Genomic DNA, 25,103 nt, shown 5'->3' on the forward strand with positions numbered 1-25,103 from the left:
GGTTTTTAAATATATGAGTGATAACCTACGCCCAATCAGTATTACCTTGGTGGCCGAGCCCAAGCAGGTGAAAAGTTTTACGCTGACCCAGTGGCGTATTGTTGAGCTTACACTGGGCGACCAGGGCGAGAATGTACTTAATCTGCAGCTGTCGATGACAGAGCGTGCAGCCTACCGTTTCAACCTAACCTCTAAGACGCCACGGCTATTTGTGCGTGCGGGCTTTACCGGCCAAACGCCCAAGCCGGATGCGATCACCGCCAGCCAGGACGTCGCGGCGGGCTGGATGGATGGCGAACAGCAGGTGCTGGAATCGCCAATGCCCATGGCTATTCAGGTATGGATTGAGAGCTACCTTGCCCGTCATGGCGAGGCGCCGCTGGAGATGCGCAAGAAAAAGCGTAAAGGGGCAGGGCGCGCCAAAGAGATGCCCACTAAGGAGCAGCCAGAATGAGTCGTTTAGAGCGCTGGTCGCGGCTGAAGCGTAATATACCAACGCAAAAGGMCGAGCCAACCGCGGGCGCACCCAGTGATGAAGCGTCSGTGGAGTCGGATGCTGCGGCTTATCATGAGGCCGAGCAGCCGCAACCCGCATCTGAAACACCGCAAGAACCAAAACGAGCGCCAGAACCAGGCAGCCTCGATCATACCTTGCCTGACCCGGATACATTGGCCGCGGGCAGTGACTTCAGCGCCTTTATGGCACCGGGAGTCAGTGGCCCTTTACGCAGGCAAGCATTGAAACGGCTATGGGCAACCGGCAACTACAACGTCCGAGACGGCCTGGATGACTACGACGCCGACTATAATAAACTGTTGAAGCCCATGGGATCCGAGCTCGCCAGTAAACTGCGCCGTTGGACCCACAAAGTGGAAGAGGCGGTTGATAAAACATTAGACGAATCCGAACCCCCAAAAGAGGTAGCCGCCGACAAGCGGGCCGAACCCTCAACACTCACTGATAGTGACAACACTGAAAAAAATGCTTCGCTAGACGACCAGTCTGATTATTTATCTAGCCCTAAGACGAAAACATGAGAATGGCGTTAAACTTATAAAAATCAATATTTTGAGCATGCGATATGTCGCCAGCGTTGGCAGCGTTGACGGTAATCAGGTTGGCAAATATCGAATTTCGCCATACGCTGAACTTAGCTTCAACGCATTGTTATGCCACAATAGTTAAATAATATAACTCAAAATTATAATAAGAATTATTCACTGACCGTGAGAACGCATGAACCAACGAATCCAACTGGCGTCGATAGACGACCAGCGTAATGCTGAGGCTCGGGAATCGGTACGCCAGCGTATCTCCTGGCCCGCTAATTTAACGCCTGCCAATGTGACCTATCACAGCCGCGGTCATGCGCTGTTGATAGGGTCAGCAGACGACGTTTATCCAGCCGCTCGCGCGCTCCAGGGGCGCGGCTTGGCATCGTTGACGCTGCTAGTCACCGATAAAGGGAGTGACGCTGTCGATGCCCTCGGGTCTAGCGAGCCTCTGATTAGCCAAACATTGACCCGCGACCAGCTCAGCCAGCTGCGTATTAACGGTTATCTGGGAGCCTTTAGTGTCCAGCTTGATGACGGCGATTCAGTGCTGAATCTTGCTCGCGCGCTGATAGAGCGCGACGGTTTTGACCTCATCCTCGACCTTGCTGCGGCTACCCATACCCAGCGCTGGGAACTGCCACCGCCAGGTTATGTGGTGATGCAGTGGCAGAGCGTTGAGCAACGCAGCGACACCCTCGACGATTTTGTCGGGCTGGTGGGCGAATTCGACAAGCCACGCTACTTTCAAGTTAATAGTGACTTATGTGCCCACTCCACTAGCGGCAATATTGGCTGTACCCGCTGTTTGGATGTTTGCCCCGCGGATGCCATCTCCAGCATTAAGGGGCGGATTGAGTCGCATATCGAAATTGACCCCTTTCTTTGCCAAGGCGTGGGCAGTTGCACCAGCGCCTGCCCCACTGGGGCTATCGAATTCCGCCTGCCTGAAACCCGCCGCCAGCAGGATACCCTCTCCGCTTGGCTGGGCGCCTACCGCGAAGCGGGTGGTCAAGCGCCGGTGCTGCGTTTTATTACCCATGATTCCCAAGATGCTGAGCGAGCAGCGGGTGTTGTCACCGCAGGCCATATCATCGACGCTCCGCTAGAAGAGCTGGGCGCAGCGGGCCATGACCAGTGGCTAACCGCTCTGGCCGCCGGTGCCGCCGAAGTGCGTATCCAGCTGCACCCCAATATGCCTGCCCGCTTAAGCGCTTTTTTGACCGACCAGGTTGCCCAAGCCCACGCGTTGCTGGATGCCTTGGGCCATGATCGCGCGCGCGTCAAGCTGATTGAGATAGCCGATAGTACAGGCCGGGATGCGCTACCGGCGCTAACGCCGTTGACAGAGTCACCGCTTAGCCTGCCAGAGCCAGAAAAGCGTGCGCGTTTGAACCGCGTGCTGTCTCGGCTGGCCGAACTGGGTAACCCCAGCGGCGAGCGGGTTGCCGTGCCGACAGGCGCTGCCTACGGCGCCATTCAAGTCGATAGCGATGCCTGCACGCTCTGCCACGCCTGTGTCAGCAACTGCCCGACTCCGGCATTAAAGTCAGGCGGCAACACGCCCGCGCTGAGCTTCCTTGAAGCGGACTGCGTGCAGTGTGGTTTGTGTGAGCAGGCTTGCCCGGAAAATGCGATTACTTTGCTGCCCGGCTTCCTGGCATCCGATGCCCGCGAAACGCGCCACATCTGCCACGAAGAAGCTGCTTTCGAGTGCATTAACTGCGGTAAGCCGTTTGCCACCGTCAGCACGGTCGCTACTATTAAACAGAAGCTGGCTAACCACCCCTACTTTGCTGGTGAAGCGATGATCCGCCTGGAAATGTGCGAAGACTGCCGGGTAAAAGATGTTTGGAAAACCATGATTCGCGATCCCGACGCGCAACTGAAGGTATAAGCCGATGACGGATGCACTGCCCACGCTTAAAGAAGCGGATTCGCTACGCGCCGATATCTACCGGCTGTTAGCCACGCTGCTGCGCCAACCGCCGGATACTGAGTTGCTCAACTGGCTGGCAGAGCTGACAATCGAGCAGGACGGCAGCCGCTTGGCAGAGTGTTGGCAGGCACTGGCGGCAGCCGCTGCCGGTACTGAACAGAGTGATGCTGACGTTGAGCGACTTCAGCGGGCACACTTTCGCCACTTGGTGGGGGTGATTCAAGGTGATGTAGTGCCTTATGCCTCCTGGTACCGCAACGGCGAACTGATGGAAGCGGCGCTGGTGGCGCTGCGCCAGGATCTAAAAGTACTCGGCTTTGAACGCAGTGAGCATACCCGTGATCCTGAAGATCATCTGGCTGCCCTGTGTGAAGTGATGGCGATGTTGATTGATGCCGAAAGCGCAGAGCAGGGCTACTTCTTTAGCCAACATTTAGCCCCTTGGGCGGCCAACTGTTTTGCCGACCTGGGGCAGGTAGACACCGCTTTCTATGCAGCGCTGGGGCAGTTGGGTAGCGCTTTTATGGAGAGTGAGCAGGCTCGCTTGAGGGTTGATGCGGGCCATACGCCAGTGCGTATTCTTGAGCCTTAACGCAGGCTTCATAAAAGAAACAGCAAAAAAAGCAAAAAACAGCATAAAAAGACCCGCACAAAAAAGCATGCAAGAGGAGAAMCCCATGCAACCGTCACACAATGCTGAGCGCCGCCGGTTTATGAAAACCGTTGGGTTGGGAACCGCCGCTGCTGGCGCCGCGGCGGCAGTCGGTCATGTCACTCTGGCACAGGCTGACACTGCCCCGGTGAAAGACGAAAAACCAACGGTTAACTACCGTGAGACTGATCACGTCCGTGCTTACTACGCCTCGCTGCGTGACTGACGGCGGAATGCCAGGAGATTTGCCATGCGCTTAACTCGCAAAACAGACACCCCCAAGGCCTCCGGGCTGGGTATTTCCCGTCGCCAGTTCCTCAAACGCAGCGGTGCAGCCACCGGCGGTGTGGCCGCCGTTGGCTTTATGGGTGCGCCCATGATGCAGCGCTCAGAAGCAGCCGACAAAACCCCCGTGCTGGACTCGCCGGTCGAGACCAAACGCACCATCTGCTCCCACTGTTCAGTGGGTTGTGGCGTTTATGCCGAAGTTCAAGAGGGCATTTGGACCAAGCAAGAACCCGCTTTTGATCACCCCATCAACCGTGGTGCGCACTGCGCGAAGGGCGCTTCGCTGCGCCAGCACGGCCACTCCACGCGGCGTCTTAAGTATCCGATGAAGCTGGTGGCCGGCGAGTGGGAACGCATGAACTGGGATGACGCCATTAACGAAATTGGCGACAAACTGCTTGAGCTGCGCGAAGAGCACGGCCCGGACAGCGTTTACTGGCTAGGCTCGGCGAAGTTCAGCAACGAGCAGGCGTATTTAATGCGCAAGCTTGCTTCGCTATGGGGCACCAACAATACCGACCACCAGGCGCGTATCTGCCACTCCACCACCGTGGCGGGCGTGGCGAACACCTGGGGTTACGGTGCGATGACCAACTCGCTCAACGATATGCATAACAGCAAGGCGATTCTGTTCATTGGCTCTAACCCCAGCGAAGCACATCCGGTGGCGATGCAGCACATTTTGATCGCCAAAGAGCGCAATAATTGCGACATCATTGTCGCCGACCCGCGCTTTACCCGCACCGCCGCCAAGGCCAACAAATATGTGCGTCTACGTCCCGGTTCAGATGTTGCCTATATTTGGGGTCTGTTGTGGCACATTTTCGAAAACGGTTGGGAAGATAACGAGTACATCAATCAGCGCGTTTACGGTATGGATGAAGTGCGCGCTGAAGTCGCTAACTTTCCGCCCAGCGTTGTAGAAGAAGTCACCGGCGTCCCTGAAGCCGAGATGTTTGATGTCGCCAAGCGCCTCTCCGACAATCGGCCTGGTTGTGTGGTCTGGTGTATGGGCGGCACCCAGCACACTACTGGCAACAACAATACCCGGGCTTACTGCATTCTTGAGCTAGCGCTGGGGAATATTGGTGTGGCGGGCGGCGGCGCTAACATCCTGCGCGGCCACGATAACGTACAGGGCGCAACTGACCTTGGCCTTGGCTGCGATTCCTTGCCGGGTTACTACGGTTTGGCGGAAGGTGCCTGGCAGCACTGGGCGCAGGTGTGGGATCTCGACTACGAGTGGCTTAAAGGCCGCTATGACGATACCGAGTACGCTGATGGTAAGCCCATGTACACCGCCGGTATTACCGTGTCGCGCTGGGTCGATGGCGTGCTCGAGGAGGACGAGAACATCTCCCAGCGTACCGCGCTGAAAGCGATGTTCTACTGGGGCCACGCGGTTAACTCCCAGACCCGCGGCGTGGAAATGCAAAAAGCGATGCAGAAGCTTGAGATGATGGTCATCGTTGACCCTTATCCCACCGTTGCCGCTGTAATGCACGACCGCAGCGACGGCGTTTATCTGCTGCCAGCGGCCACCCAGTTCGAAACCACGGGCAGTGTCACCGCGACTAACCGTTCGATTCAGTGGCGTGACCGGGTGATTGAACCGCTGTTTGAGTCCAAGCCCGACCACGAGATCATGTACCTGTTTGCTCGTAAGCTGGGCTTCGGTAATGAACTGGTCAAGAACTACCAGATGAACGGTGATGAGCCGCTCATCGACGACATTCTGCGCGAAATCAACAGCGGTATGTGGACGGTCGGCTACACCGGGCAAAGCCCCGAGCGCCTTAAAGAGCACCAGAAAAACTGGCACACGTTCAGCTTCGAGAACCTGCGCGCAGAGGGTGGCCCGGCGGACGGTGATTACTACGGCTTGCCGTGGCCCTGCTGGGGTACACCAGAGTTTAAGCACCCGGGCTCGCCCAATCTTTACGACACCAGCGTACCGGTGATGGAAGGTGGTATGGGCTTCCGCGCCCGTTTTGGTATCGAGCGTGATGGTGTCAACCTTCTTGCGGAAGGGTCAGCGCCGGTGGGCGGCGATATCGACGACGGCTACCCGGAGTTCAACGACCAACTGCTTAAAGATCTGGGCTGGTGGGACGACCTGACTGCCGAAGAGAAACAGGCGGCGGAAGGCAAAAACTGGAAAACCGACCTCTCTGGCGGTATCCAGCGTGTCACCATTGAGCATGGCTGCGCGCCTTACGGCAACGCCAAGGCACGCGCTGTAGTCTGGACTTTCCCCGACCAAGTGCCGAAGCACCGTGAGCCGCTCTACACCACGCGTCGCGATTTGGTTGAACGCTTCCCTACTTGGGACGACTTCGACTCCATCATGCGCCTGCCGACCATGTACAAAACCATTCAGGATCGCGACAACACTGGCGAGTATCCAATGATTCTCACCTCTGGGCGACTGGTTGAGTATGAAGGCGGCGGTGAAGAGACGCGCTCCATGTCGTGGCTTGCCGAGCTGCAGCAGGAGATGTTTGTCGAAATTAACCCGGCGGACGCCAACGACCTCAGCATCAAAGATGGTGACGATGTTTGGGTGGAAGGGGCAGAAGGGGGCCGTGTGAAGGTCAAAGCCCTGGTCACTCCTCGCGTCGATCGTAACGTAGCGTTTATGCCGTTCCACTTTGGCGGCATGTTCCAGGGCGAAAGCCTGCGTGACCGTTACCCGGATGGGTCTGATCCGTACATCATTGGTGAGGCGGCCAATACCGCCACCACCTATGGCTACGACCCGGTGACACTGATGCAAGAGACCAAGTGCMCCATCTGCCGCATTGAGCGGGCTTAAGCTTCGACCGACCTGACAGCACGACGGTGCGGGAGCCATCCCGCACCGGCATGAGGAGAACACCATGGCTCAAATGAAATTTATGTGTGACGCAGAACGCTGCATCGAATGCAACGGCTGCGTTACCGCGTGTAAAAATGCCAACGACGTCGAGTGGGGCATTCAGCGCCGCCGCGTGGTCACGCTCAACGACGGTGAAGCGAGTGAAATGTCGATCTCAGTGGCCTGTATGCACTGCGACGACGCACCCTGTATGGCGGTTTGCCCGACCGACTGCTTCTACAAAACCGATGACGGCATCGTGCTTCACGATAAAGACCTCTGCATCGGCTGTGGCTACTGCCTTTACGCCTGCCCGTTTGGCGCTCCGCAGTTTCCCCAGCAGGATGCCTTTGGCGAACGCGGCAAGATGGACAAATGCACCTTCTGCGCGGGCGGCCCTGCCGAGAGTAAAGAAGAGGAGTACGAGAAATACGGTTCTAACCGTATTGCCGAAGGCAAGCTGCCGCTATGTGCCGAGATGTGCTCCACCAAAGCGCTGCTGGCCGGTGATGCTCAAGACGTGGCTGATATCTTCCGCCAGCGCGTTGTCCATCGCGGCCACAAAGATGGCGCCTGGTCCAATAACCCTCAGGCCAGTGCCGACAACCTAGCCTATGATGCTGCCCATAAAGGGTAAGGAGGCGTGTCATGAACCTGTTGACTGCACAGGCACCCGGTGGGGTGCCGCGCTCAGGTAAAGGGCTCGCCCTGGGCATTTGGCGTTTTATGTTGGTGGCGCTTGCTTTGGTGCTAAGCCTCGGCTTCACGCAAGTGGCGGTGGCCCAAGCAGATCCTGACCGCGAAATGACCMCTGCCGCTCCTGGCATTACCGCCGACCAGTGGCGTCAGGTACGTAGTGGAGAGACCGGGCCTAACTACCGTGACTCGCGTTATGAAAGCGACTACAGCTTGATCAATGCAAGCGGTGAAACCTGGCGGCAGATTCGTAACCGCTGGGTGTCGCCGTTTGGTTTGATTGCGGTATTTGGCATGGCGGCGCTGATTGCGCTGTTCTACTTCATTGTCGGCCGCAAGGATCTGGAGGCGCCGCGCACGGGGCGTCTGCTATTGCGCTGGACGTTAATGAAGCGCGCACTGCACTGGACGGTAGCGACGCTGTTTATCATTCTGGCGCTGACGGGCATGACGCTGCTGTTTGGCAAGTTTGTGTTCCGCCCGTTGTTTGGTGATGGAATTTGGGCCTGGATGATTGCGGCGACAAAAGTGCTGCATAACTACCTGGGGCCTATCTTCGGCATTCTGCTTGTCATACTGCTGGTCAGCTTGATTAAAGAGAATATTCCCAAAAAGCACGACTGGGTATGGTTCAAGAAAGGCGGCGGTATGATTGGCAAAAAGCATGTGGATGCAGGTTTTGCCAACGGTGGGGAGAAGGCTTGGTACTGGATATTGGCTACGGTAGGTATTCTCGTTATCGCCAGTGGCTTTGTTCTCGACTTCCCCAACTTCAACCAGGGCCGTGACACCATGCAGTGGGCCAACATTATCCACGCAGTGGGTGCGTTAGGGCTCACCGCCATCTCCTTAGGGCATATTTATATCGGCACGCTGGGTACCGAAGGCGCGCTTGAAGGTATGACCACGGGCTACGTGGATGAGACCTGGGCCAAAGAGCACCATAATCTTTGGTACGAAGAGGTCAAAGACCAAACGCTATCGGAACAAGAGGTGGCGGCTCGCAAGTCAGGTGGTGATAGTAGCGAACCATCGGCAACGCGGACCAGCTGATAAGTGCTTAATAAAGTGCTTACAAAGTAGCCTAAGACACCGCCTTCTGGCGGTGTCTTTTGTTATGCTGCCTGTTAAGTTAGTGAGKAACCCAAAGGCATTTTTTTGAGAGGAACGGTTATGTCAGCGTTTAATGAGTTTGACCCGTCCACGCGCACCGAGCTCGAAGCCGCTGCGTTTCGGCGTTTGCTACAGCATCTGGACGATAACAAAGATGTACAGAATATCGATCTGATGATTCTGGCGGACTTTTGCCGTAACTGCTTATCAAAATGGCTGGTAAGCGCCGCCGAAGCGCGGGATGAAAGCCTCAACTATGAAGAGGCCCGTGAGTACGTTTATGGGATGCCTTACAGCGAGTGGAAGGAACTCTACCAGCCGCCTGCCACCCCAGAGCAGATGGCCGCTTGGGAAGCGCATCACGCCAAAAAGAAAGCTGCCAAACAAAGGTGACGTCAATGAGTGAGCCAATGGTGCCCCTCAACATCGCAGTCTTGACGGTCTCCGATACCCGCACAGAAGAGACGGATCGCAGCGGCCAGGCGCTGGTAGAACGATTAACCAGCGCCGGGCATACACTCGTTGAAAAGCGCATCGTGCCAGACGACGTCTACCGCATTCGCGCGGTGGTAGCCAACTGGATCGCCGATACGGAAGTACAGGTGGTGATCACCACCGGCGGCACCGGCTTTACCGGCCGCGACTCCACGCCGGAAGCTATCTCGGTGCTGCTGGATAAGCGCATTGAAGGCTTTGGCGAACGCTTCCGCCAGCTAAGCGGTGAAGAGATCGGCAGCTCCMCCATCCAGAGCCGCTGCCTCGGCGGCTTAGCCAATGCCACGGTAGTGTTCTGCCTACCGGGCTCGACCGGCGCCTGCCGCACCGGCTGGGACGGCATTCTGGCCGAGCAGTTGGATAGCCGCCACAAACCCTGCAACTTCGCCAACCTGGTTATCCCAGGCCGGGGGCAACATGGCTGATTTGCAGCCGATATCCGCCGCGCTCAAAGCGCTACTGGCCGACGTAAGCCCCGTTGGTGCTGAAAGCGTCCCGCTGGAAGCCGCGGCTGGGCGTGTGTTGGCCGAAGCTGTTACCGCGCAGTTAGATGTACCGCCGTTTGATAATAGCGCGATGGATGGCTATGGGCTGCGCGCTGCCGATGCGGGAAAGTGGCTACCGGTGAGTCAGCGTATTGCGGCGGGCACTCCCGCCCAAGCGCTTGAGCCAAATAGCTGCGCGCGTATTTTTACCGGCGGTGAGATTCCACCTGGCGCTGACTGTGTCGTTATGCAGGAGCGGGTAGAGGTTGACGGTGAATGTGCGCTGATGCCTGCGGATATCCCTGCGGGGGATAATGTTCGTCGTCAGGGCCGGGACGTCAGGCGTGGCTCTGTGCTGCTCGATGCCGGTGAACGGCTCGAGGCAGCAGCTCTTGGCCACTTGGCAGGCCAGGGCATTACCCAGGTCAGCGTGCGCCGTCGGCCACGGGTTGCGCTGCTCTCAACCGGCGATGAAATCATCGACCCCGGTACGCCGCTTAAGGCGGGGCAGCTCTACAACTCCAACCGACCCATGCTTAAACGGCTGCTGGAGAATTTTGGCGCCGAAGTGGTGAGTACCGTTAGCGTACCGGATGATTACACCCGCACGGTGGCACTGTTAACGGCGGCCGCTGCTGAGTCGGATTTAGTGGTCACCACCGGTGGCGTGAGCGTCGGCGAAGAGGATCACGTCAAAGCCGCGCTGGAAGCGATCGGCCAGTTGGATATGTGGAAGCTGGCGATTCGCCCTGGTAAGCCGTTAGCACTTGGCCGCTTACCCCGTGACGATGGCAGTCATGCGCGGTTTGTGGGGTTGCCAGGTAATCCGGTCTCGGGGTTTGTCGGCGCCTGGCTGTTTTTACGCCCCTTACTGGGCGCAATGCTGGGCTGTCCGGCGCTAACATCACTGCCCGCTGTGACCGCGAAAGCTGGGTTTGCTACCTCCACCGGCCCACGTGAGCACTATATGCGTGTGACGCTTGAATTCACGCCCAGCGGCGTAACGGCGACGGCTTTTGATGACCAGAATTCCGGGGTGCTCTCATCCTGTATTAACGCCGATGCATTTGCGGTGATTCCGGCCAATAGTGAAATAGCCAAGGGCGATGCCATTAGCTGCTTGTGGTTGGCGGGCTAAGAAGCAGGGGCTTGAGAAAGCTAAGGGCTAAGCTTGCGTGCATCCAGCAGCAGCACCAACTGCTGCTGATCAAAGGTACAACCGCATAGCGCGGTTGAAAATCGGCGAGAAAGCAGCAGTTTAGGCAGCGGGTGGAGCGTGTCGGCGGGTAGTTGCCGAAGCGTAATGTCTCCGCTTACGCCCAGTTGCCAAGTGTTGTGGCTGTCATTAGTGGTCGTTTGAGCGTCGCGCAGAGTGAGCCAGCGGCTAGGCGGGGAGTCATGGTCGCCCCCGGCGTAGAGCAGCGAGTGAGCATTGGCGGTGCGCAAAGCCGTTGGGTGATCGGTCATGGCGAGTACGTGACACGCTTCCAGGGCTGCATGGTAAGGACCAATGCGAAACAGCACCAAGGCAACTTGGGCTTGTTCATGCAGGCCGTGACGCTGGGGCATTTTAACCCAGACCCTGCTGGTAGGCGTCGAACAGTGCTTCGGGGTCAAGCAGGGCAAGCGCTTGGCGCTCGTCTACCTGCCACAGCGCGCTAACATAAGGGCGTAACGCGGCAGGAAGCGTTTCGGGGGGAGCTTGCAGCAGGCTCTGGGTGACCTCGCAGACATCGTCAAGCTGCTCGATACGCACACCGCTACTAATTCCCGCGGCGTTGACTAGCAACATCATCCCGCTAGGAGGACCTTCCGGCGTGGGTAAATTGAGTAACTGATGCAGGCTAATGACGGACTCAATTTTACCACGCAGGTGCAGCACGCCTTCGGKGGAGGCGGGTAGCCCCGGTACGTAATAGACGGGCTGGTCGCTGGGTAGAATTTCGCTCACCGCGCTGCCGGGTAGCGCAAAACGTTGTCCGTTGAGTCGGAACAGCACTAGCTGCTGGGTCGGCTCATCAACATCGACTACCCTCTCTGCATCGTCGTGTGTCGCTAATGCCTCTTCCAAGGTCTGAGTGGCGAACGGCAGGTCATTCGCTGGGTTGTCGTGGGGCTGTTCAGGGCTCATCGGCTAGCTCCGTCGATATCACTACTTGGTTGCGCCCTTGGTGTTTGGCGCGGTAGAGCGCCTGGTCGGCGCTTAAACGCAGCGACTCGGTAGAGGGATGCGCGGGGAAACTGCTTATCCCCACGCTGAAGGTGCAGCGAAAACGAACGTCGCCTGCGTGAAAATCAACCAGTGCAAAATCCTCCCGCAAGCTGCCGATTAACGTAGCAGCTTTCTCGGCATGAATGCCTTTGAGCAGTACGACAAACTCTTCACCGCCGTAGCGGCCAATAATGTCGGAGAGCCGCAGACGGCTTTTTAGCAGTCTTGCCAAGGTGATGATTACTTGATCGCCCGCCAAATGGCCGTGGGTATCGTTAACCTGTTTAAAGTGATCGATATCGATCATTGCCAGGGCATGGGGGCTATTATCACGGTGGGCCTGGGCAAGGGTTTTATTGATCAGCTCGGTGGTAGTGCTGTGGTTATACAGCCCGGTCATGCTGTCGCGGGTCATTAATGAGCGCAGCAGACGTAGTCGTTCGGCGCGCAGCCTGACGGCAGAGACCAGTTCTTCAGGCTGTACGGGTTTGGTAAGAAAGGCTTCGACTCCCGCGGACATGGCGGAAATCTGCTTTTTGCTGTCGGTTTCACTGGAGAGATAGATAATCGGTAGCCCCAGGTATTCCGGCTGCTGACGAATAATCGTTGCCAGTTCTTCACCCGAACATACCGGCATATACACATCGACCAGCAGTAAGTCGGGGCTAAAGCGTTCCATGGCCGTGAGTGCATCGGCGGGATGGTGCACCTGATGTGCAATCATACCGCCTTCTTCAATCAGCAAGGCGTGATAAGCAGCCACCTCGGGCTCATCATCCACCACCAGTACCTTCAGCGGCTCTTCCACCGCCGGAGCGGTGAGCTCATCCACCGCCAGCATAAGATCCAGCGGTTTAACCGGTTTGGTAAAGTAGCCGCCACAGCCTGCACGAACGGCGCTCAGGCGCGAGTGAAAATCGCTGTGGGCCGACAAAACGATGGCGGGTAGTGGTTGGCCGGTTAGCTTGTTCAAGCTGGTTAGGGTTTCGGTGCCTGCGGTTTGGCCTTGGGGAAACTGCACATCCATGATCACTGCGTCAGGGCGACGCGTGAGTACGGCGTTAAAGAACGTCTCCGTATCAATAAAGTGTACGACGTCATGACCAAAGCAGCGGAGATGATGGATCAGTTGGTCGACCTGCTCGGGCTCATCGTCGCATAGGTAAATCAGCCGCTGGCGCTTATTGCGCAGCGGCTCCACCTGGCTGTTAAGTTCGAAGCTGTTGACGGCCGCCAACGCTTGCTGTTGACCGTGGTGGGAACGTAGATGCTGCTGCTCGTGACCCAGCTGGCGTAGTAGTTGGCTGATATAAGCGTCGATGTCGGGTCGGGTGGGCGTGGTAGTGAGCGCCTCCTCTGCCTGATCAGCAAGCACGGCAAGCCGCTCGAAGCCCAGTGATCTCCCGGTGCCTTTCAAACTATGAAAAAAGCGGTGTAGCTCCGGTGCTAGTCGCGTCTGTTCTTCACTCGATGTGCGGCTCTGCTGCCACAGCTCGGCGGTTTGCGCTAAGCGGGTCGGCAACTGCTCAATAAAACGCTCACGCAGCTGATTTAGCTTATCGTGCAGCGAGGGGGCTGGCTTAGACATCAAACTACCTACGTAAGTGATCGAAAGCGGCGATCCATTCCATCCATTATCCATTCCAGCGCATGTAGCACTGCTTAGCTGGCGAGTGCCTGTTTCACAGCAGTTTCCAGGTTGTCAGCCAGCTCGGCATCTTTACGCAAACAGGCATCCAGGCCCGGTGTCTGCTGTAGCGTTGCATCCGGAGTGTCCCCAGTGAGTAAAATAAACGGCAGGTGATTGTCTTGCTCACGCAGCATTGCCAATAGTGCTAGACCGCTGACAAGGGGCATGTGCATATCGCTGACAATCAGCTTGATATCACCGTGAGTGTCTAGTTGCTCGACGGCTTCCATGGCGKCTAAGGCCATCAAGGTGGCATGGCCCTGAGACTCTAGCAGTGCCGCCGTCATTTCCCCGGCAAGCGGGTCGTCGTCTACGACCAGGATAGGCATTCGCGACCTCATGGCTGTTGTGTTATTGACGCTCGTTATTAGCCCAGTAGGGCTTGTAGCGTTTCTACTAAATTATTTTGATCGAAACTGCCCTTGACGATATAGGCGTCGGCTCCGACCTCAATGCCGCGTCGACGATCAGCCTCTTTTTCCCGCGAGGTGATAATAATAATTGGCCGATCACGATAAGCCTCATTTTCGCGCAGTCGAGCAGTCAGCGCAAAGCCATCCATTACCGGCATCTCAACGTCGGTCAGTACCGCATCAAACGGCTCCGCCAGAGCTTTGGCTAATCCGTCGCGGCCATTTTCGGCCAGGGTGACGTGATAGCCCCATGCTTCGAGTACGTCTTTTTCTATTTCGCGGGTATTCAGTGAGTCGTCAACCACCAAAATTCGCTTCGCGAGAGTGGAGGATGTGCGCTCATGGCTAGGACGCTGAGCAGTGTGCCGGGTGGATTCCAGCAAAGCGGGTACATGGAGCAGGCTTACCAGCGCATTGCGCCCCATGGACACCATGCCTGAGACCAGCGGTAAATGGCGTAGATGCACCGGCAGCGGCTTKATCMCCCTATCGCGTTCATCAATCAGTGAATCAATAATCAGGGCGAGCTTTTGGTGCCGCTGGTGGACGACCAACAACAGGGTGGTGTCTGTGACGGCGCTCGTCTCAGGTAGTTCAAGCAGTTGGGCAAGCGATACCACGGGCACAAATTCGTTGCGTAAAATCAGCGTGCGCTGTCCTGCGGCATCAATGAATGATTGCGATGAGCACTCTACTAACTCCGATACGTAAGGCGCGGTTACCCCGATGTTGACACCGCCAACGCTAACCAGCAGCACCCGCATCATGGCCAGCGAGAGCGGCAGGCGCAGGGTGAAGCGCGTACCGCTACCGCGTTCGCTGGCCAGCTGCAGGTCACCGTTGAGATCATCCACCACGGTGCGCTTGACCACATCCATGCCCACACCGCGCCCTGAGAAGTCGGTAATCATGCTTTTGGTCGAGAAGCCGGGCAGGAAGATCAGCTCCAGGGTCTCCTGCTCGCTCAGAGCGTTAAGCTGCTCTTCGCTGATTAGCTGCTTGGCGAGCGCTTTCTGACGCACGGCGTCAAGCGCAATGCCCGCGCCGTCATCACGCATCTCCACGACTACCCAGTCAGCGTCCTGCCAGGCTTCTATCACCAACTGTCCACGCGGTGATTTACCCGCCGCCTGGCGCTCTGCAGGCGGCTCTAAACCGTGGTCCAAGGCATTACGCAGAAGGTGAATAAGCGGATCTGACAGCCGATCAATCATCTGACGATCAAGTTCGATTTCGCTGCCGCGCACGCGGCAGTCGACCTGTTTGCCGAGTGACTGAGCCAGTTCACGGGACATATGCGCGAGAGGGKCAAACACGACGCTGAGCGGCAGCATGCGCATTTGCAGTGCTCGGTCGTGTAGGTCGCTCATCAGCGAGTCATGGCTTAAAACGCTATCTTTCAGCTCACGGTGAAAGCTGTGAAAGGGCGCTTGCTGCTCGGCAGGCAGCGTGGTACTTAGCGCTCGGGCTTGGTCAACGAGGGTATGTAAGTGGTGGTGCCCGGATAGCACTTCACCCATCAAACGAATAACATCGTCCAGCCGATCCAAGCGAACCCGCACGGTATCGCTGAGGCGTAACTCGCTCTCGGTCGCCAGCGCCGTTGAGGGAACTGGCACCGAGGTCAGCGGTGGGGGAGTGCTGGGCTGGCTTGGGGCCTGACCGTGAGCGGCATTTTCAAGGGCGCTACAGAGTGCCTCATCAGCCGCAGGTAAGTCGTCACCTGTTGCCCCTTCAGCGAGCCGACTAACGAAGTCTGCCAACCCGTCAACCGCTTGGCTGAGCAGGCTGGTAACCGTCGGCGTCGCGGTTAAGGTGCCATCGCGCAGCGCGCTGAGCAGCTCTTCAGTGCTATGTGCCAGCGCCGTGATTGGCACCAGCTTAAGCATCCGCGACGAGCCTTTCAGCGTATGCGCTGCGCGAAACAGTTCGTTGATCTGCTCGCGATCAGCGTGGCCCTGCTCCAGTGCGCGGATCCCTTCGCGCAAGCGGGGCAGGTGGTCGGCGGCCTCTTCCACGAAGCGCTGTATAAAGCGGCGAATATCCAGCGCCATATTAACCCACTCCCTGTGTGGTACTGGTTGATGCCAGCGTGGTGTTGACCGCGGCTAGGTAGCGTTCGGCTAGAAAGCGTGCATCGCCAGGCGGTAGCGGCGGGGCGATAGTGTCTAGACCGCCATTAGAGGTCGGCGCGGCGGTCAGCAGCCGGACAACGGCAGCATAGCTACGCTGGCGTTGAGCAGGCTTATCGGTCAACTCACCCTGGCGATAAAGTTCAGCTAAATAGAAGTGCGCAGGCCAACACTCCGGCACTACGTAAATGGCCCGCTTAAAATAGTCGTAGGCCTGATGGGGCTGCTGCTGCCAACGGGCGACTAATCCGGCCAAAATCAGCGCATCAATTGACCACGGCTGCTGCTTAAGCAGCGTCTTTAGTAGCTTAGCGGCCTCGGCAAAGGCATTTTGATTGAGCAAGCGATGGGCGGTGTGTAGCTGTTGGGTGATGTTGTCTGTTTGTGTGTTTTCTATTGCTGTGTTTTCCGTTTCTTGCTCAGACGGCGCATCGGGCGCTAAATCAGCGCTACTGGCTAGCTCTAACTCTTTGCTCGCGCTATCACCGACGCCAACACTGTCATCTGACTTGTCGCCCTGGGCGACGGAGTGATGGGTAGCTGTTGGCACTGCCATGGGTTGCTCTGCACGGCGAAAGTAAAAGACGCTCTGGTCTTCGACCAGTTCAAATACGCCGAGATCGTTACCCAGGGTTTCGGTGACGCCGCAGAGTAAAATACCATTCGGGGCTAGCAACTGGCCAAGCTGTTGATGAATGCGGCGCCGCGTCTGCTGGTCAAAGTAGATCGACACATTGCGAAATAGAATCACATCAAAGGGGCCGCCGGGGTTGCTCTCATCGGCATTCAATAGGTTGAATGGGCAAAAGGTTACCCACTGGCGCAATGATTCTTGAAGCTTAAAGCGCCCCTGGTAAGGGCTAAAGTAACGCGCTTTGAAGTCGGGAGAGAGGGCGCGAAACGCCATGCCGCCATAAACCGCTTGGCGTGCTTTGGCGAGGACTTGATGGTCCAGGTCGCCACCGGTGAGGGTAAACAGCGCTTTGGCCCGTTCGCCAAAGCGCTCAAACAGCATCATCGCCACGCTATAGGGCTCTTCTCCGGAGGAACAGCCCGCACTGAAGATGGATAGCGGCGGGCCACCTGCCGCTAAACGCGCAGGTAAATAGCTGTTGACCAGCCAGTTCAGGGCATCTGGCTCGCGATAAAAATAGGTTTCGTTAACCGTTAACTGACTGACAAACTGATCGAATAGCGCAGCGTCGCTGGTTAATTGTGTGAGGAGCGCAGTGGTGTCGGTGAGCCCCGTTGATGCTTGTAAGCTGGCGACCGCTCGGAATAACCGCGCTTCGGCCAAGCCTTCCAGGTGTAAGCCGCAGCGCTGATGCACCAGGGTTTTAAAGGGGGCAAAGGCGCTCATGCCAAGGGCTCCGGTCGGCTATCTAAGTAGCCGCGCACATCGCGCAGCAGCCGATCCGGAAGGCTATCAAGCGGTAATTCATACTGAATGACCCCAGCTTTAACGGCTTCCTGGTTCATGCCGTAAATCACCGAGCTGGCTTCATCTTGGGCGAAAGTGGTGCCGCCTGCTTGGTAAATAGCCCGCATGCCATTAACGCCATCTCGGCCCATGCCGGTCAAAATAATGCCCATCGCATCACTGCCATACACTTCCGCAACACTCTGCAGCAGTACATCGCAACTGGGGTGGTAAAGGGACTTCTCGGGGCTGGGTTGAAGCTGGAAACGGTGGCGGGGAGTGACACATAAATCACGCTCGGAAGGTGACAAATAGATATGCCCTGGGCGTAGCAGCTCGCCCTCTTGGCCAACACTGACCGGCATGGCACATAGCGACCCAAGCCATTGTGCCATGCCATCGATAAACCCATGACTGATGTGCTGGGCGATCACAATAGGCGCCGGAAACCCGGCGGGTAGTCTGCGTAGTACCCGTACGAGTGCTTGCGGGCCACCGGTAGAGCATGCAATCGCGACCACGTGTTGAAAGTTGCGTGGTACCCCCCTGGGCGCGTCGGGAAGTGTCGGCAAAGAAGGCATAGGCGTCAGTGTTGTACCGCGGCGGCGCAGGCGAGTGATTACCGCCACGCCGGAAAGCAGGCGTATACGCGCCAGCAAGCGCTCGGCATCGGCTCCTTCCAGGGTGGGTTTAGGCATCACCTCTAACGCGCCTACTTCAAGGGCTTGATAAGCCGTTTGAGCATCGGAACGGTCGCTGACCACCAGGATGGGCACCCCTTTGTTATACATGATCTCTTCGATAGCGCTCAAGCCGTCCATCACCGGCATGTTGAGATCCATGGTGATCAGCTGCGGCGCATGGCGTTTGGCCAGTTCCACCGCTTCGCGGCCGTTAGTGGCTTCACCCACGATCTCAATATCACCGTCTCGGCTGAGGATGTCGCGTAACACGTCGCGGGCTACTTGGCTGTCGTCGGCAATGACTACCCGAATTACGCTCATTCGGTATCCTTATCAGCGATCTTTATTTGTTAGGGTGAACTCCTGCACTAGCGCGTTTAGCTCAGCCGACATATGGATCATATCCTGGCTGATGTCGGTAATGCTGCGCACCGAGTGTGCGTTGCGTGAACTGGCCGTATCGATATCGCGCAGCGCCATTACCACCTGACTGCTGGCGGTTTTTTGCTGCTGAGTAGACAGCGATATCTGCTGGGCCGCACTGCTGGTTTGACTCGCTGCCTTAAGCAGCGCCTCCAGATCCTGGGCGGTGCTCATGCTTGCGTCAACGCCCTGCTCAATTGAGGAGGCGCCTTTTTCAGAGGCGACCACTAAGCGATTAATCGCTGTCTGAATATCATCAGTATGCGCTTCAATCTCTTGGGTAGAGTCGGTCACGCTGTCAGCTAAGCGGCGTATCTCGCTGGCAACGACCGAAAAGCGTCGGCCCGACTCTCCCGCGCTTGAGGCTTCCAGCGCGGCATTAAAGGCAATCAGCTTGGTCTGGGCGGCCAGGGTATTGATCAGCTCCATTACCTTATTAATCTGTTTGGATTTCGCCCCTAGCGTCATGATCTCTGCCAAACTCTGCTCGCTGTCGCTGCGGATATCCTGCATTTTTGACTGTAGCAGTTGCATGGCCGCGCTGCCTTTGCGGCTGCGCTCCAGGGTTTGGTTGGCAACGTCGACCACTGACTGTGAGTGGTCGGCGATTTGGGTTGACGAGGTAGAGAGCTCTTCCATGGTGGAGGTGATTTCCGCTACCGAAGAGGCCATCTCCTCGACTGCGGCGGCCATGGTTTGGCTTGCTTCATGATCGATATCGCTACCGTGCACACCGGAAAGCCCGGCGGTTTTCGCCAGCCGGTCGGCGACTTGCGTTAGTGCCTGAGCGTTCTTGGCCACTGCCGCAATCGCGCGGGAGAGACGCTCAAGGAGCTCGTTGGTTTGATCGGCTAAATCGCCAAGCTCGGCTTTGTCATCGGTGCTGACCCGCCGCGAAAGATCCAGGCTGTGGGTGATGTCCTTGAGCTGGCGCTGGAAATTAACCAGCGGACGGATCAGGCTCCCAGTCAGTGGGTAGAGCACCAGTAATCCGACAAGCAGAATGAGCAGGCCTATACCGCTGGACTCCAGAAAGCGCTCGTGGGTGGACGCCAAGTAGGCTTCTTTATCGACTTCGACCATTAGGTAGCGCTGCAGCTCGGGTAGCCAGCGCGTGCTAATCAGCAGGGCGTGGCCGTCGCGCTCAATCTCTTGTACCTGCAGCTGTTCATCACGCAGCAGGCGCTGCGACGCTTGATCTGGTAAGGACTCCGCTGCGGTTTCACTACTCGGATCGTTCTCCCCACTACGAACGAGCAACTCACCTTCGGCGCTGAGCAGCGAAGCGTGAGCGGTGTCACCTAAGCGAAAGTCGTCAATCAAGCTGGCCATTTGGGAAAGGTCCAGCCCTGCGCCGGCGACTACTAGCGGTCGACCGTTGGTGGCATTTACCGCGCTGCGGTAATTGACGTAGACAAAGGCATCATCGGGAGAAAAGGTGTCGCTATCTAAATTCAGTTCGTAAGTGTTATCGCTGTCGGTGAAATCGTAGTACCAGTCATCTTCGCTGCCAGGCGGCTGGATTGTTCGCTGAAGAAAATCACCGTTGCGAAGTTGAAAGTAGTAGCCTCGCCCCTGGTATTGAGTGGCAATAAAAACCAGCTCGGTATCTAACTGCGCCATAAGGCGCGCTAAATAGTTGGCGATATCGTTTTGTCGCTCTTCAGGCAGACCGTCGCGAACCCACTGCTCAATAAAGTAGCTATTGGCCAGACTTTCGGAAATGGCGAGATCTTGGCTGAGGCTTAGGTTCACATGAGCGGCCAGCCCTTCTACCTGTGCCGGTAGCTCTTGATTAAGCAGGTTATTCAGCCGCGCTTGGCTGTGGGAGCGCGCTTGAAGATAGAGCGCCAGGAGCATTGCGAGTGCTAAGACCGTCCCAAAAGAGAGAAATAGCCGAAGCCGTAAAGGTAGGGATTTCCAGCGCGCCATCATGTTCGCCGTTGCTCCAAAGTAAACGTGGCCCTAACGACGCTGCTCAGTAGCGCTCAGGGTGAGAAGTAGAGTGATACTTACCACTCTACTTAGGGTAGTAGCAACGATTTCAGCTTTTTTTGTGAGGGCTGTCCAGCCTATATCAGCGTGTTTTGGTACTTGCGTTTACACGATCGCGTGGGGCACGAAGCACGAGGAGTCTTTGGTAATGCGGCCAACGTCTTCGCGGATGCCCATACCGCAAGCGCGGTCACCCACCACCCAACTTCCAATTAAGGCGTGATTATTACCAAAGCGGGGCATCGGGTGGTAGGCCTGCCGAATCCATGGGCTGTCGGTGTAGGGGCCGTCCACGGCCTCGCGCTGACCGGCGGGGGTAATGAGTTCCACGTTACTGCCTTCCCGGGAGAAGAATGGCTTACGCACCCAGCCTGCTGGCAGCGGTGGGCTTTTGGCATTCTCGAAAAACGCCGGTAGCAGATTGGGATGGCCCTCAAAGTGCTCCCATAGCAGGGGCAGAATACCCTTGTTAGACAAAATCGCTTTCCAGGGCGGTTCGAACCAGTGCGTGTTTAACTGCGGGATATATTCACCGAAGGCGTCGTCGGCCATCTCCTCCCAGGGATAGAGTTTGAACAGGGCATGGATAGGCTGGTTATCCAGGTCAACAAAGTGCTCTGTCCCAGGATGCAGGCCAATATCTTCGGTGTAGATAAACGGCGCCTTGAGACCTGCTTGCACCGCCACATCCTGCAGGTAGTGCACGGTGGCGCGTTCTTCGGCATTATCTTTGATGCAGGAGAAATACAGCGTGCGCGCTTCAATGCGGTCGCCAAGGTGGGCCATGGCGTTGATCAGGCGCTCTTGAATTGAGTTGTACTGATCCGCGTGGCGGGGCAGGATGCCCTGCGCAATGGCTTKTTCAAGCCATACCCACTGAAAAAAACCCGCTTCGTAAAGCGACGTGGGCGTGTCGTAGTTGAGTTCCAGCAGTTTCGCCGGGCCGTCACCGGAATAGGCAAAGTCCATTCGCCCGTAGAGGTGCGGCTGCCCTGATTTCCACGAGTTATGGATGCTATCCCACATATGCTCGGGAAGTGCCAAACGCTGCATAAGCGCATTGGAGTGGCAGACCTTATCCACCAGTTCCATGCACATCTCATGCACCGCCTCGGTAGGCGCTTCAATATCCCGCTCTACCTGCTCCATCGTGAACTGGTAGKAGGCGTCCTCTTTCCAGTAGGGCTCCCCGTCGATGGTATGAAAATGAAAGCCCAGTTCGTGGGCCAGGGCCTTCCAATTGCTTCTTTCAGGGATATCGATTCGCAGCATGGTGATCTTTGCTGGTGGCTTAGGAGCCCCAGCCACCCCGCGCCGAGGAGCGCGAGCCAAAGCCCCGGCGTTGAGACGTGGCTTGGCGATTCTGCGCCACCGAGCTGCGCATCGCATCGTTACGCTGGGTGACGCGCTGGGTGGCCTGGTTCGAGGCGGTGTTCCAGTTGCCCTGATTTTGACGGTTGCGATACACCGGTTCCTGATACACCCGCTCAAAGGAGCGTCCCCGGTTGGTATTGGACATCATGTTGCCCATCATATAGCCCATCATAGCGGGCATAAACCAACTGCCGCCGGTGCTTCCGGTTGCGGCTTGGGACTGCTCATCGGTTGGGGCAGTACACGCGTCTTCACCATTCTCAGCTTCACACTCTTCAAGCGTGCTATAGCGCGGCACCTCTTTTAAAGAGGCTTCGTAGGCGTCTTCGCAGGCGCTGCGGGTATAGACATTCTCTGCGACGCAATCCTCAACGCTTTGAAAGCTGCGCGGCTGGTCGAACTCTATATCGGTGATCTGCTCTTCCTGGGGTGGTTGGCCACAGGCGGTAAGACCAAAAGCGCTGGCGCCCATCATTGCCAATGACAAGCGCCCGCTGCGCTTGCGGCGTGGCAAATGTGGGGTGTGATCGTGTTTAGACATGCAGGCTCTCCTTTACCACGTCGTCGTTACCAAGTCATCGAAGCGGCGTTGAGTAAGCCGACTGCCACGGCCACGCTGGCCATCAAAATGCCGTAGGCCTGGTGGCCTTCGGTGATGTGCTGCGAGAGGCTTTCGCCCTGCTTGCGCAGAAACAGCTTCACCGCGAAGAAGGTCGCCAACTGGACGATAAAGGCCACTACGCCCCAGAGCACAAAATCGATAAAGTTGATCGAGTGCGCCATCGCGCTATATAGCGGAATAGTAAAGCCTAAAATCGAGCCGCCGTAGGCAGAGGCAGCCGCTGCGTTACCTTCACGAATCAGTGTCCACTCGTGGTGCGGGGTAAGACGGCTGTAGCAGTACATAAAGGCGGCAAGTAGCACAATCGCCGTCACTAGATAGGCGATAAATGACGGCAGGCCGTAGAGATAATTCACCATGGTGGCAGTTTCCTTTTATAGCTCTTAAGTTTTGCGTTTAAAAAAACAGCTGACTGATTACATTGCGTCGATATCAACGGAGGCCACGTCCACCCCAACGTTGTGCACCACCATAAAGCTGCCTTCGCCATCACTTTCAGCGCTGAGCAGCAAGTACTCCATGCGCTCAGCGCCTTCAATGGTGCGCTCATAAAGCATCGCGTGATGAGKCACCTGCCTGGCAGCCACGCTCTCGGTGGTCATTACCTGCTCATCGAAAATCACCGGTGGCGACCACAGGCTGTCGCCGTTACCCCATACCCGCTGGAAGGAACAGCTGCGTGCCTCGTCAGTGGTCGAGGTAATCGCGACGGTTTGCGCACCGATGCTGTCGGGCAGTTTGTCGTCACCGTTGATCAACTTATCAAACTCAGCATCCGAGAGATGGGCGACACGGTAAAAGTCGAACAGCTTATATTCAAGCACCTGGCCATGCTCAATGTTGGCCTGCAGCCAGGTGTCGTTATCCAGATAGAAGCGCACCAGCTGCGCCCCTTGGCCTAGATCCACGTGGCCCACGGCGGCAATATGGTGGTAGGCGTCGTCATCCCAGCGAAACAGCGCATCAGGGTGGGCGCGCAGACCGATCAGCTTGATATTGACGCGCCCATCCAGGCGTAGGCCCTCAAGGTCCTCCTGGCTGATGCCCATGGGCAGGCCTGCGGCTACCGGGCGGCCGGTGTTTGGCTCGGGTGGCTTCTCCGTGGTAGCGCGAAAAAGTGCCTTGAGGGTATTAAACATGGCCTGACTCCCAAATCGATTTAAGCACTGACTTGCTCTTAACGCTTATTCCTGTGCGGCGTTTTTCTTCGCTTTCAGGCGCGCTAACACATCGTCTGCTTTGCGATTCTGGCCACCCACACCGGCTGCTTTCAAGCGGGCTTCCAGCGAGCTGCCGCTCTCTTCTGCGGCCATATCGTCAGCAGCCTGCATTTGCGCTGAGTTAAGCTGTTGGCGCTCTTTAATGCGCTCCAGGGATTCCATGGCGCTGCTCATGGCGCTGTTCTGACCCGAGTGGCGAGCGGCCACGGCGGATTGGGCTTTCTGCGCCGACTCGGTGGCTTTGACCACGCTCACTTGTTGCTTGAGTTGGCGAAGCTGGTTGTCGGTACCGCGAATAGCGCCGCGCAGTTTTTCGATGCTGGCGTCGTACTCGCTAATAATGGCACGTTCCGCCTCCAGGTCATCCTGTAGCGCCACCATGCGCTCGGCGACTTCCACGGCCAGCGCTTCCTCGCCTTTATCCAAAGCGGCTTCAGCGCTTTTTTCCAGCTCGGCAATTTTGCTTTCCAGCGTGTCGGCTTTATTGCTGTTCAACTGGCGCTGGCCCATCAGGCGGGTAAGCTCAGTTTTAGACTGGCTCAGGCTATTTTCTGAGTCGCGGATTTCCTGGKCTAAAATGCGCAGCGCCTGGGAGTCCACCACCGCTTGACCGGTTTCATTTGCTTTGCCACGTAGCGCCGTCATGATTTTGCTTAACATAAGAAATTTCTCTTAAAAAAGGACTGTAAAGTGCCACCGTGCAAGTGACATTGACCAATTAACTAACGTTAGGCGAAATGGGTCTGAATCAGTTCGGCAACATCCATGGCCGCACTGGCCGTGGCGTGGAGCTCGGCGCAAATTGATTCAAGTTTTGAGTCGCCAAACAATTGCCCGTAAGCCACATAGAAGTCGTGACCGTCGATCTCGACAATCCCCACGGAGGCCAGCGGTAACGCAATGCCCTGGCGCAGCAGTACTTCGTTGAGCTCAGCGGTGTTTTTAACGCTCTCCACGGCAACGATAGGTGCCATGGCGACCCACTCATTTTCGCTGCGCGACAGGGTAATCGGCAAGTTGCCGTAATCGTTAAGCTCCCAGATCAGGGTCTGATTCGTCTCATCCAGGCTGATAGTGCCCTCAGGCCACTCAAGGGGCGCATCTCCAGCGCTGTTGTGCGCTGGCTGACTGGCTAACTTATATAGCTCGGTGGCGGTGATGCCGTTGGTAACGGTAGGCGTAGTCAAGGCAATCTGCTCCATCGTTTGTTAAGTGACCTTACCTTAACATTTAGTAGAGCAAATGGTTCCTTTTCGCAAAAAAACGCCCCGCCTCTTTGCCGTATCGTGCCGGGCTAAAGAGTTGGGGCAAACGTTCAGGGATGGGTAGCGCCTAGAAGAC

Annotated in this window: 25 protein-coding genes; 11 read left to right on the forward strand and 14 right to left on the reverse strand. The window is 56.9% G+C overall.

Annotated elements, in window-relative coordinates:
- Positions 1–13 precede the first annotated feature (13 nt).
- From HALO_RS03675 to HALO_RS03725, 11 genes are all read left to right on the forward strand, one after another.
- A complete protein-coding gene (locus HALO_RS03675; RefSeq protein WP_050713058.1) occupies positions 14–454 on the forward strand; it encodes a DUF3305 domain-containing protein in 441 nt (146 codons plus the stop codon).
- The gene (locus HALO_RS03680; protein WP_050713059.1) at positions 451–1,038 is read left to right on the forward strand and encodes a DUF3306 domain-containing protein; all 588 of its coding nucleotides are present in this window, start codon (positions 451–453) and stop codon (positions 1,036–1,038) included. Before HALO_RS03675 ends, HALO_RS03680 begins: the two co-directional genes overlap by 4 nt.
- Before the next feature lie 199 nt (positions 1,039–1,237).
- Positions 1,238–2,950, forward strand: coding sequence for a 4Fe-4S dicluster domain-containing protein (locus HALO_RS03685; RefSeq protein ID WP_035580826.1), 1,713 nt, complete (start codon positions 1,238–1,240; stop codon positions 2,948–2,950).
- A 4-nt stretch (positions 2,951–2,954) separates the two neighbouring features.
- Positions 2,955–3,584 (forward strand): TorD/DmsD family molecular chaperone, encoded by a 630-nt coding sequence (locus HALO_RS03690; RefSeq protein WP_035580825.1) that lies wholly within the window; start codon positions 2,955–2,957, stop codon positions 3,582–3,584.
- Positions 3,585–3,669: 85 nt separating this feature from the next.
- A complete protein-coding gene (locus HALO_RS03695; protein WP_050713060.1) occupies positions 3,670–3,870 on the forward strand; it encodes a twin-arginine translocation signal domain-containing protein in 201 nt (66 codons plus the stop codon).
- Positions 3,871–3,894: 24 nt separating this feature from the next.
- Positions 3,895–6,747 carry a molybdopterin-dependent oxidoreductase gene (locus HALO_RS03700; RefSeq protein WP_050713061.1) on the forward strand — a complete coding sequence of 951 codons (2,853 nt, stop codon included), beginning with the start codon at positions 3,895–3,897 and terminating at the stop codon, positions 6,745–6,747.
- 64 nt (positions 6,748–6,811) lie between these two features.
- Positions 6,812–7,426: a formate dehydrogenase FDH3 subunit beta gene (fdh3B, locus tag HALO_RS03705; protein WP_035580821.1), complete on the forward strand. Its 615-nt coding sequence runs from the start codon at positions 6,812–6,814 to the stop codon at positions 7,424–7,426.
- An 11-nt stretch (positions 7,427–7,437) separates the two neighbouring features.
- On the forward strand, positions 7,438–8,538 hold the full coding sequence (locus HALO_RS03710) for a formate dehydrogenase subunit gamma (protein WP_050713062.1): 1,101 nt from the start codon (positions 7,438–7,440) through the stop codon (positions 8,536–8,538).
- Positions 8,539–8,658: 120 nt separating this feature from the next.
- Complete coding sequence (locus HALO_RS03715; protein ID WP_035580816.1) at positions 8,659–8,991, forward strand: DUF1244 domain-containing protein; 333 nt, start codon at positions 8,659–8,661, stop codon at positions 8,989–8,991.
- 5 nt (positions 8,992–8,996) lie between these two features.
- The gene (moaB, locus tag HALO_RS03720) at positions 8,997–9,518 is read left to right on the forward strand and encodes a molybdenum cofactor biosynthesis protein B (RefSeq protein WP_050713063.1); all 522 of its coding nucleotides are present in this window, start codon (positions 8,997–8,999) and stop codon (positions 9,516–9,518) included.
- Positions 9,511–10,716, forward strand: a complete 1,206-nt coding sequence (locus tag HALO_RS03725) for a molybdopterin molybdotransferase MoeA (protein WP_035580811.1) — start codon at positions 9,511–9,513, stop codon at positions 10,714–10,716. The genes moaB and HALO_RS03725 overlap by 8 nt, the downstream gene beginning before the upstream one ends.
- Positions 10,717–10,736: 20 nt before the next feature.
- Here HALO_RS03725 and HALO_RS03730 read toward each other — a convergent pair whose 3' ends face one another.
- From HALO_RS03730 to HALO_RS03795, 14 genes are all read right to left on the reverse strand, one after another.
- Positions 10,737–11,147, reverse strand: a complete 411-nt coding sequence (locus HALO_RS03730) for a hypothetical protein (RefSeq protein ID WP_035580809.1) — start codon at positions 11,145–11,147, stop codon at positions 10,737–10,739.
- Position 11,148: 1 nt separating this feature from the next.
- Positions 11,149–11,709 (reverse strand): chemotaxis protein CheW, encoded by a 561-nt coding sequence (locus HALO_RS03735; RefSeq protein ID WP_050713064.1) that lies wholly within the window; start codon positions 11,707–11,709, stop codon positions 11,149–11,151.
- Complete coding sequence (locus HALO_RS03740) at positions 11,699–13,378, reverse strand: diguanylate cyclase (RefSeq protein ID WP_035580804.1); 1,680 nt, start codon at positions 13,376–13,378, stop codon at positions 11,699–11,701. The genes HALO_RS03735 and HALO_RS03740 overlap by 11 nt, the downstream gene beginning before the upstream one ends.
- A 74-nt stretch (positions 13,379–13,452) precedes the next feature.
- The gene (locus HALO_RS03745; protein WP_050713065.1) at positions 13,453–13,809 is read right to left on the reverse strand and encodes a response regulator; all 357 of its coding nucleotides are present in this window, start codon (positions 13,807–13,809) and stop codon (positions 13,453–13,455) included.
- Positions 13,810–13,847: 38 nt separating this feature from the next.
- Positions 13,848–15,947, reverse strand: coding sequence for a hybrid sensor histidine kinase/response regulator (locus HALO_RS03750; protein ID WP_050713066.1), 2,100 nt, complete (start codon positions 15,945–15,947; stop codon positions 13,848–13,850).
- Between the two features lies 1 nt (position 15,948).
- A complete protein-coding gene (locus tag HALO_RS03755; RefSeq protein ID WP_035580796.1) occupies positions 15,949–17,385 on the reverse strand; it encodes a CheR family methyltransferase in 1,437 nt (478 codons plus the stop codon).
- Positions 17,382–18,449, reverse strand: coding sequence for a chemotaxis-specific protein-glutamate methyltransferase CheB (gene cheB, locus HALO_RS03760; protein WP_035580794.1), 1,068 nt, complete (start codon positions 18,447–18,449; stop codon positions 17,382–17,384). The genes HALO_RS03755 and cheB overlap by 4 nt, the downstream gene beginning before the upstream one ends.
- A 12-nt stretch (positions 18,450–18,461) precedes the next feature.
- Positions 18,462–20,486 (reverse strand): methyl-accepting chemotaxis protein, encoded by a 2,025-nt coding sequence (locus HALO_RS03765; RefSeq protein WP_035580792.1) that lies wholly within the window; start codon positions 20,484–20,486, stop codon positions 18,462–18,464.
- 165 nt (positions 20,487–20,651) lie between these two features.
- Positions 20,652–21,818, reverse strand: coding sequence for a glutathionylspermidine synthase family protein (locus HALO_RS03770; RefSeq protein WP_050713067.1), 1,167 nt, complete (start codon positions 21,816–21,818; stop codon positions 20,652–20,654).
- A gap of 19 nt (positions 21,819–21,837) precedes the next feature.
- A complete protein-coding gene (locus HALO_RS03775; RefSeq protein WP_035580786.1) occupies positions 21,838–22,461 on the reverse strand; it encodes a DUF1190 domain-containing protein in 624 nt (207 codons plus the stop codon).
- 26 nt (positions 22,462–22,487) lie between these two features.
- Positions 22,488–22,901 carry a DUF350 domain-containing protein gene (locus HALO_RS03780; RefSeq protein WP_035580785.1) on the reverse strand — a complete coding sequence of 138 codons (414 nt, stop codon included), beginning with the start codon at positions 22,899–22,901 and terminating at the stop codon, positions 22,488–22,490.
- A 57-nt stretch (positions 22,902–22,958) separates the two neighbouring features.
- Positions 22,959–23,681 (reverse strand): DUF2491 family protein, encoded by a 723-nt coding sequence (locus HALO_RS03785; protein ID WP_050713068.1) that lies wholly within the window; start codon positions 23,679–23,681, stop codon positions 22,959–22,961.
- 45 nt (positions 23,682–23,726) lie between these two features.
- Positions 23,727–24,422 (reverse strand): PspA/IM30 family protein, encoded by a 696-nt coding sequence (locus HALO_RS03790; protein WP_050713069.1) that lies wholly within the window; start codon positions 24,420–24,422, stop codon positions 23,727–23,729.
- Between the two features lie 68 nt (positions 24,423–24,490).
- A complete protein-coding gene (locus HALO_RS03795; protein WP_231896802.1) occupies positions 24,491–24,949 on the reverse strand; it encodes a DUF2170 family protein in 459 nt (152 codons plus the stop codon).
- Positions 24,950–25,103 lie beyond the last annotated feature (154 nt).

Source organism: Halomonas sp. R57-5 (assembly GCF_900070345.1).
Classification (GTDB): Bacteria; Pseudomonadota; Gammaproteobacteria; order Pseudomonadales; family Halomonadaceae; genus Vreelandella; species Vreelandella ventosae_B.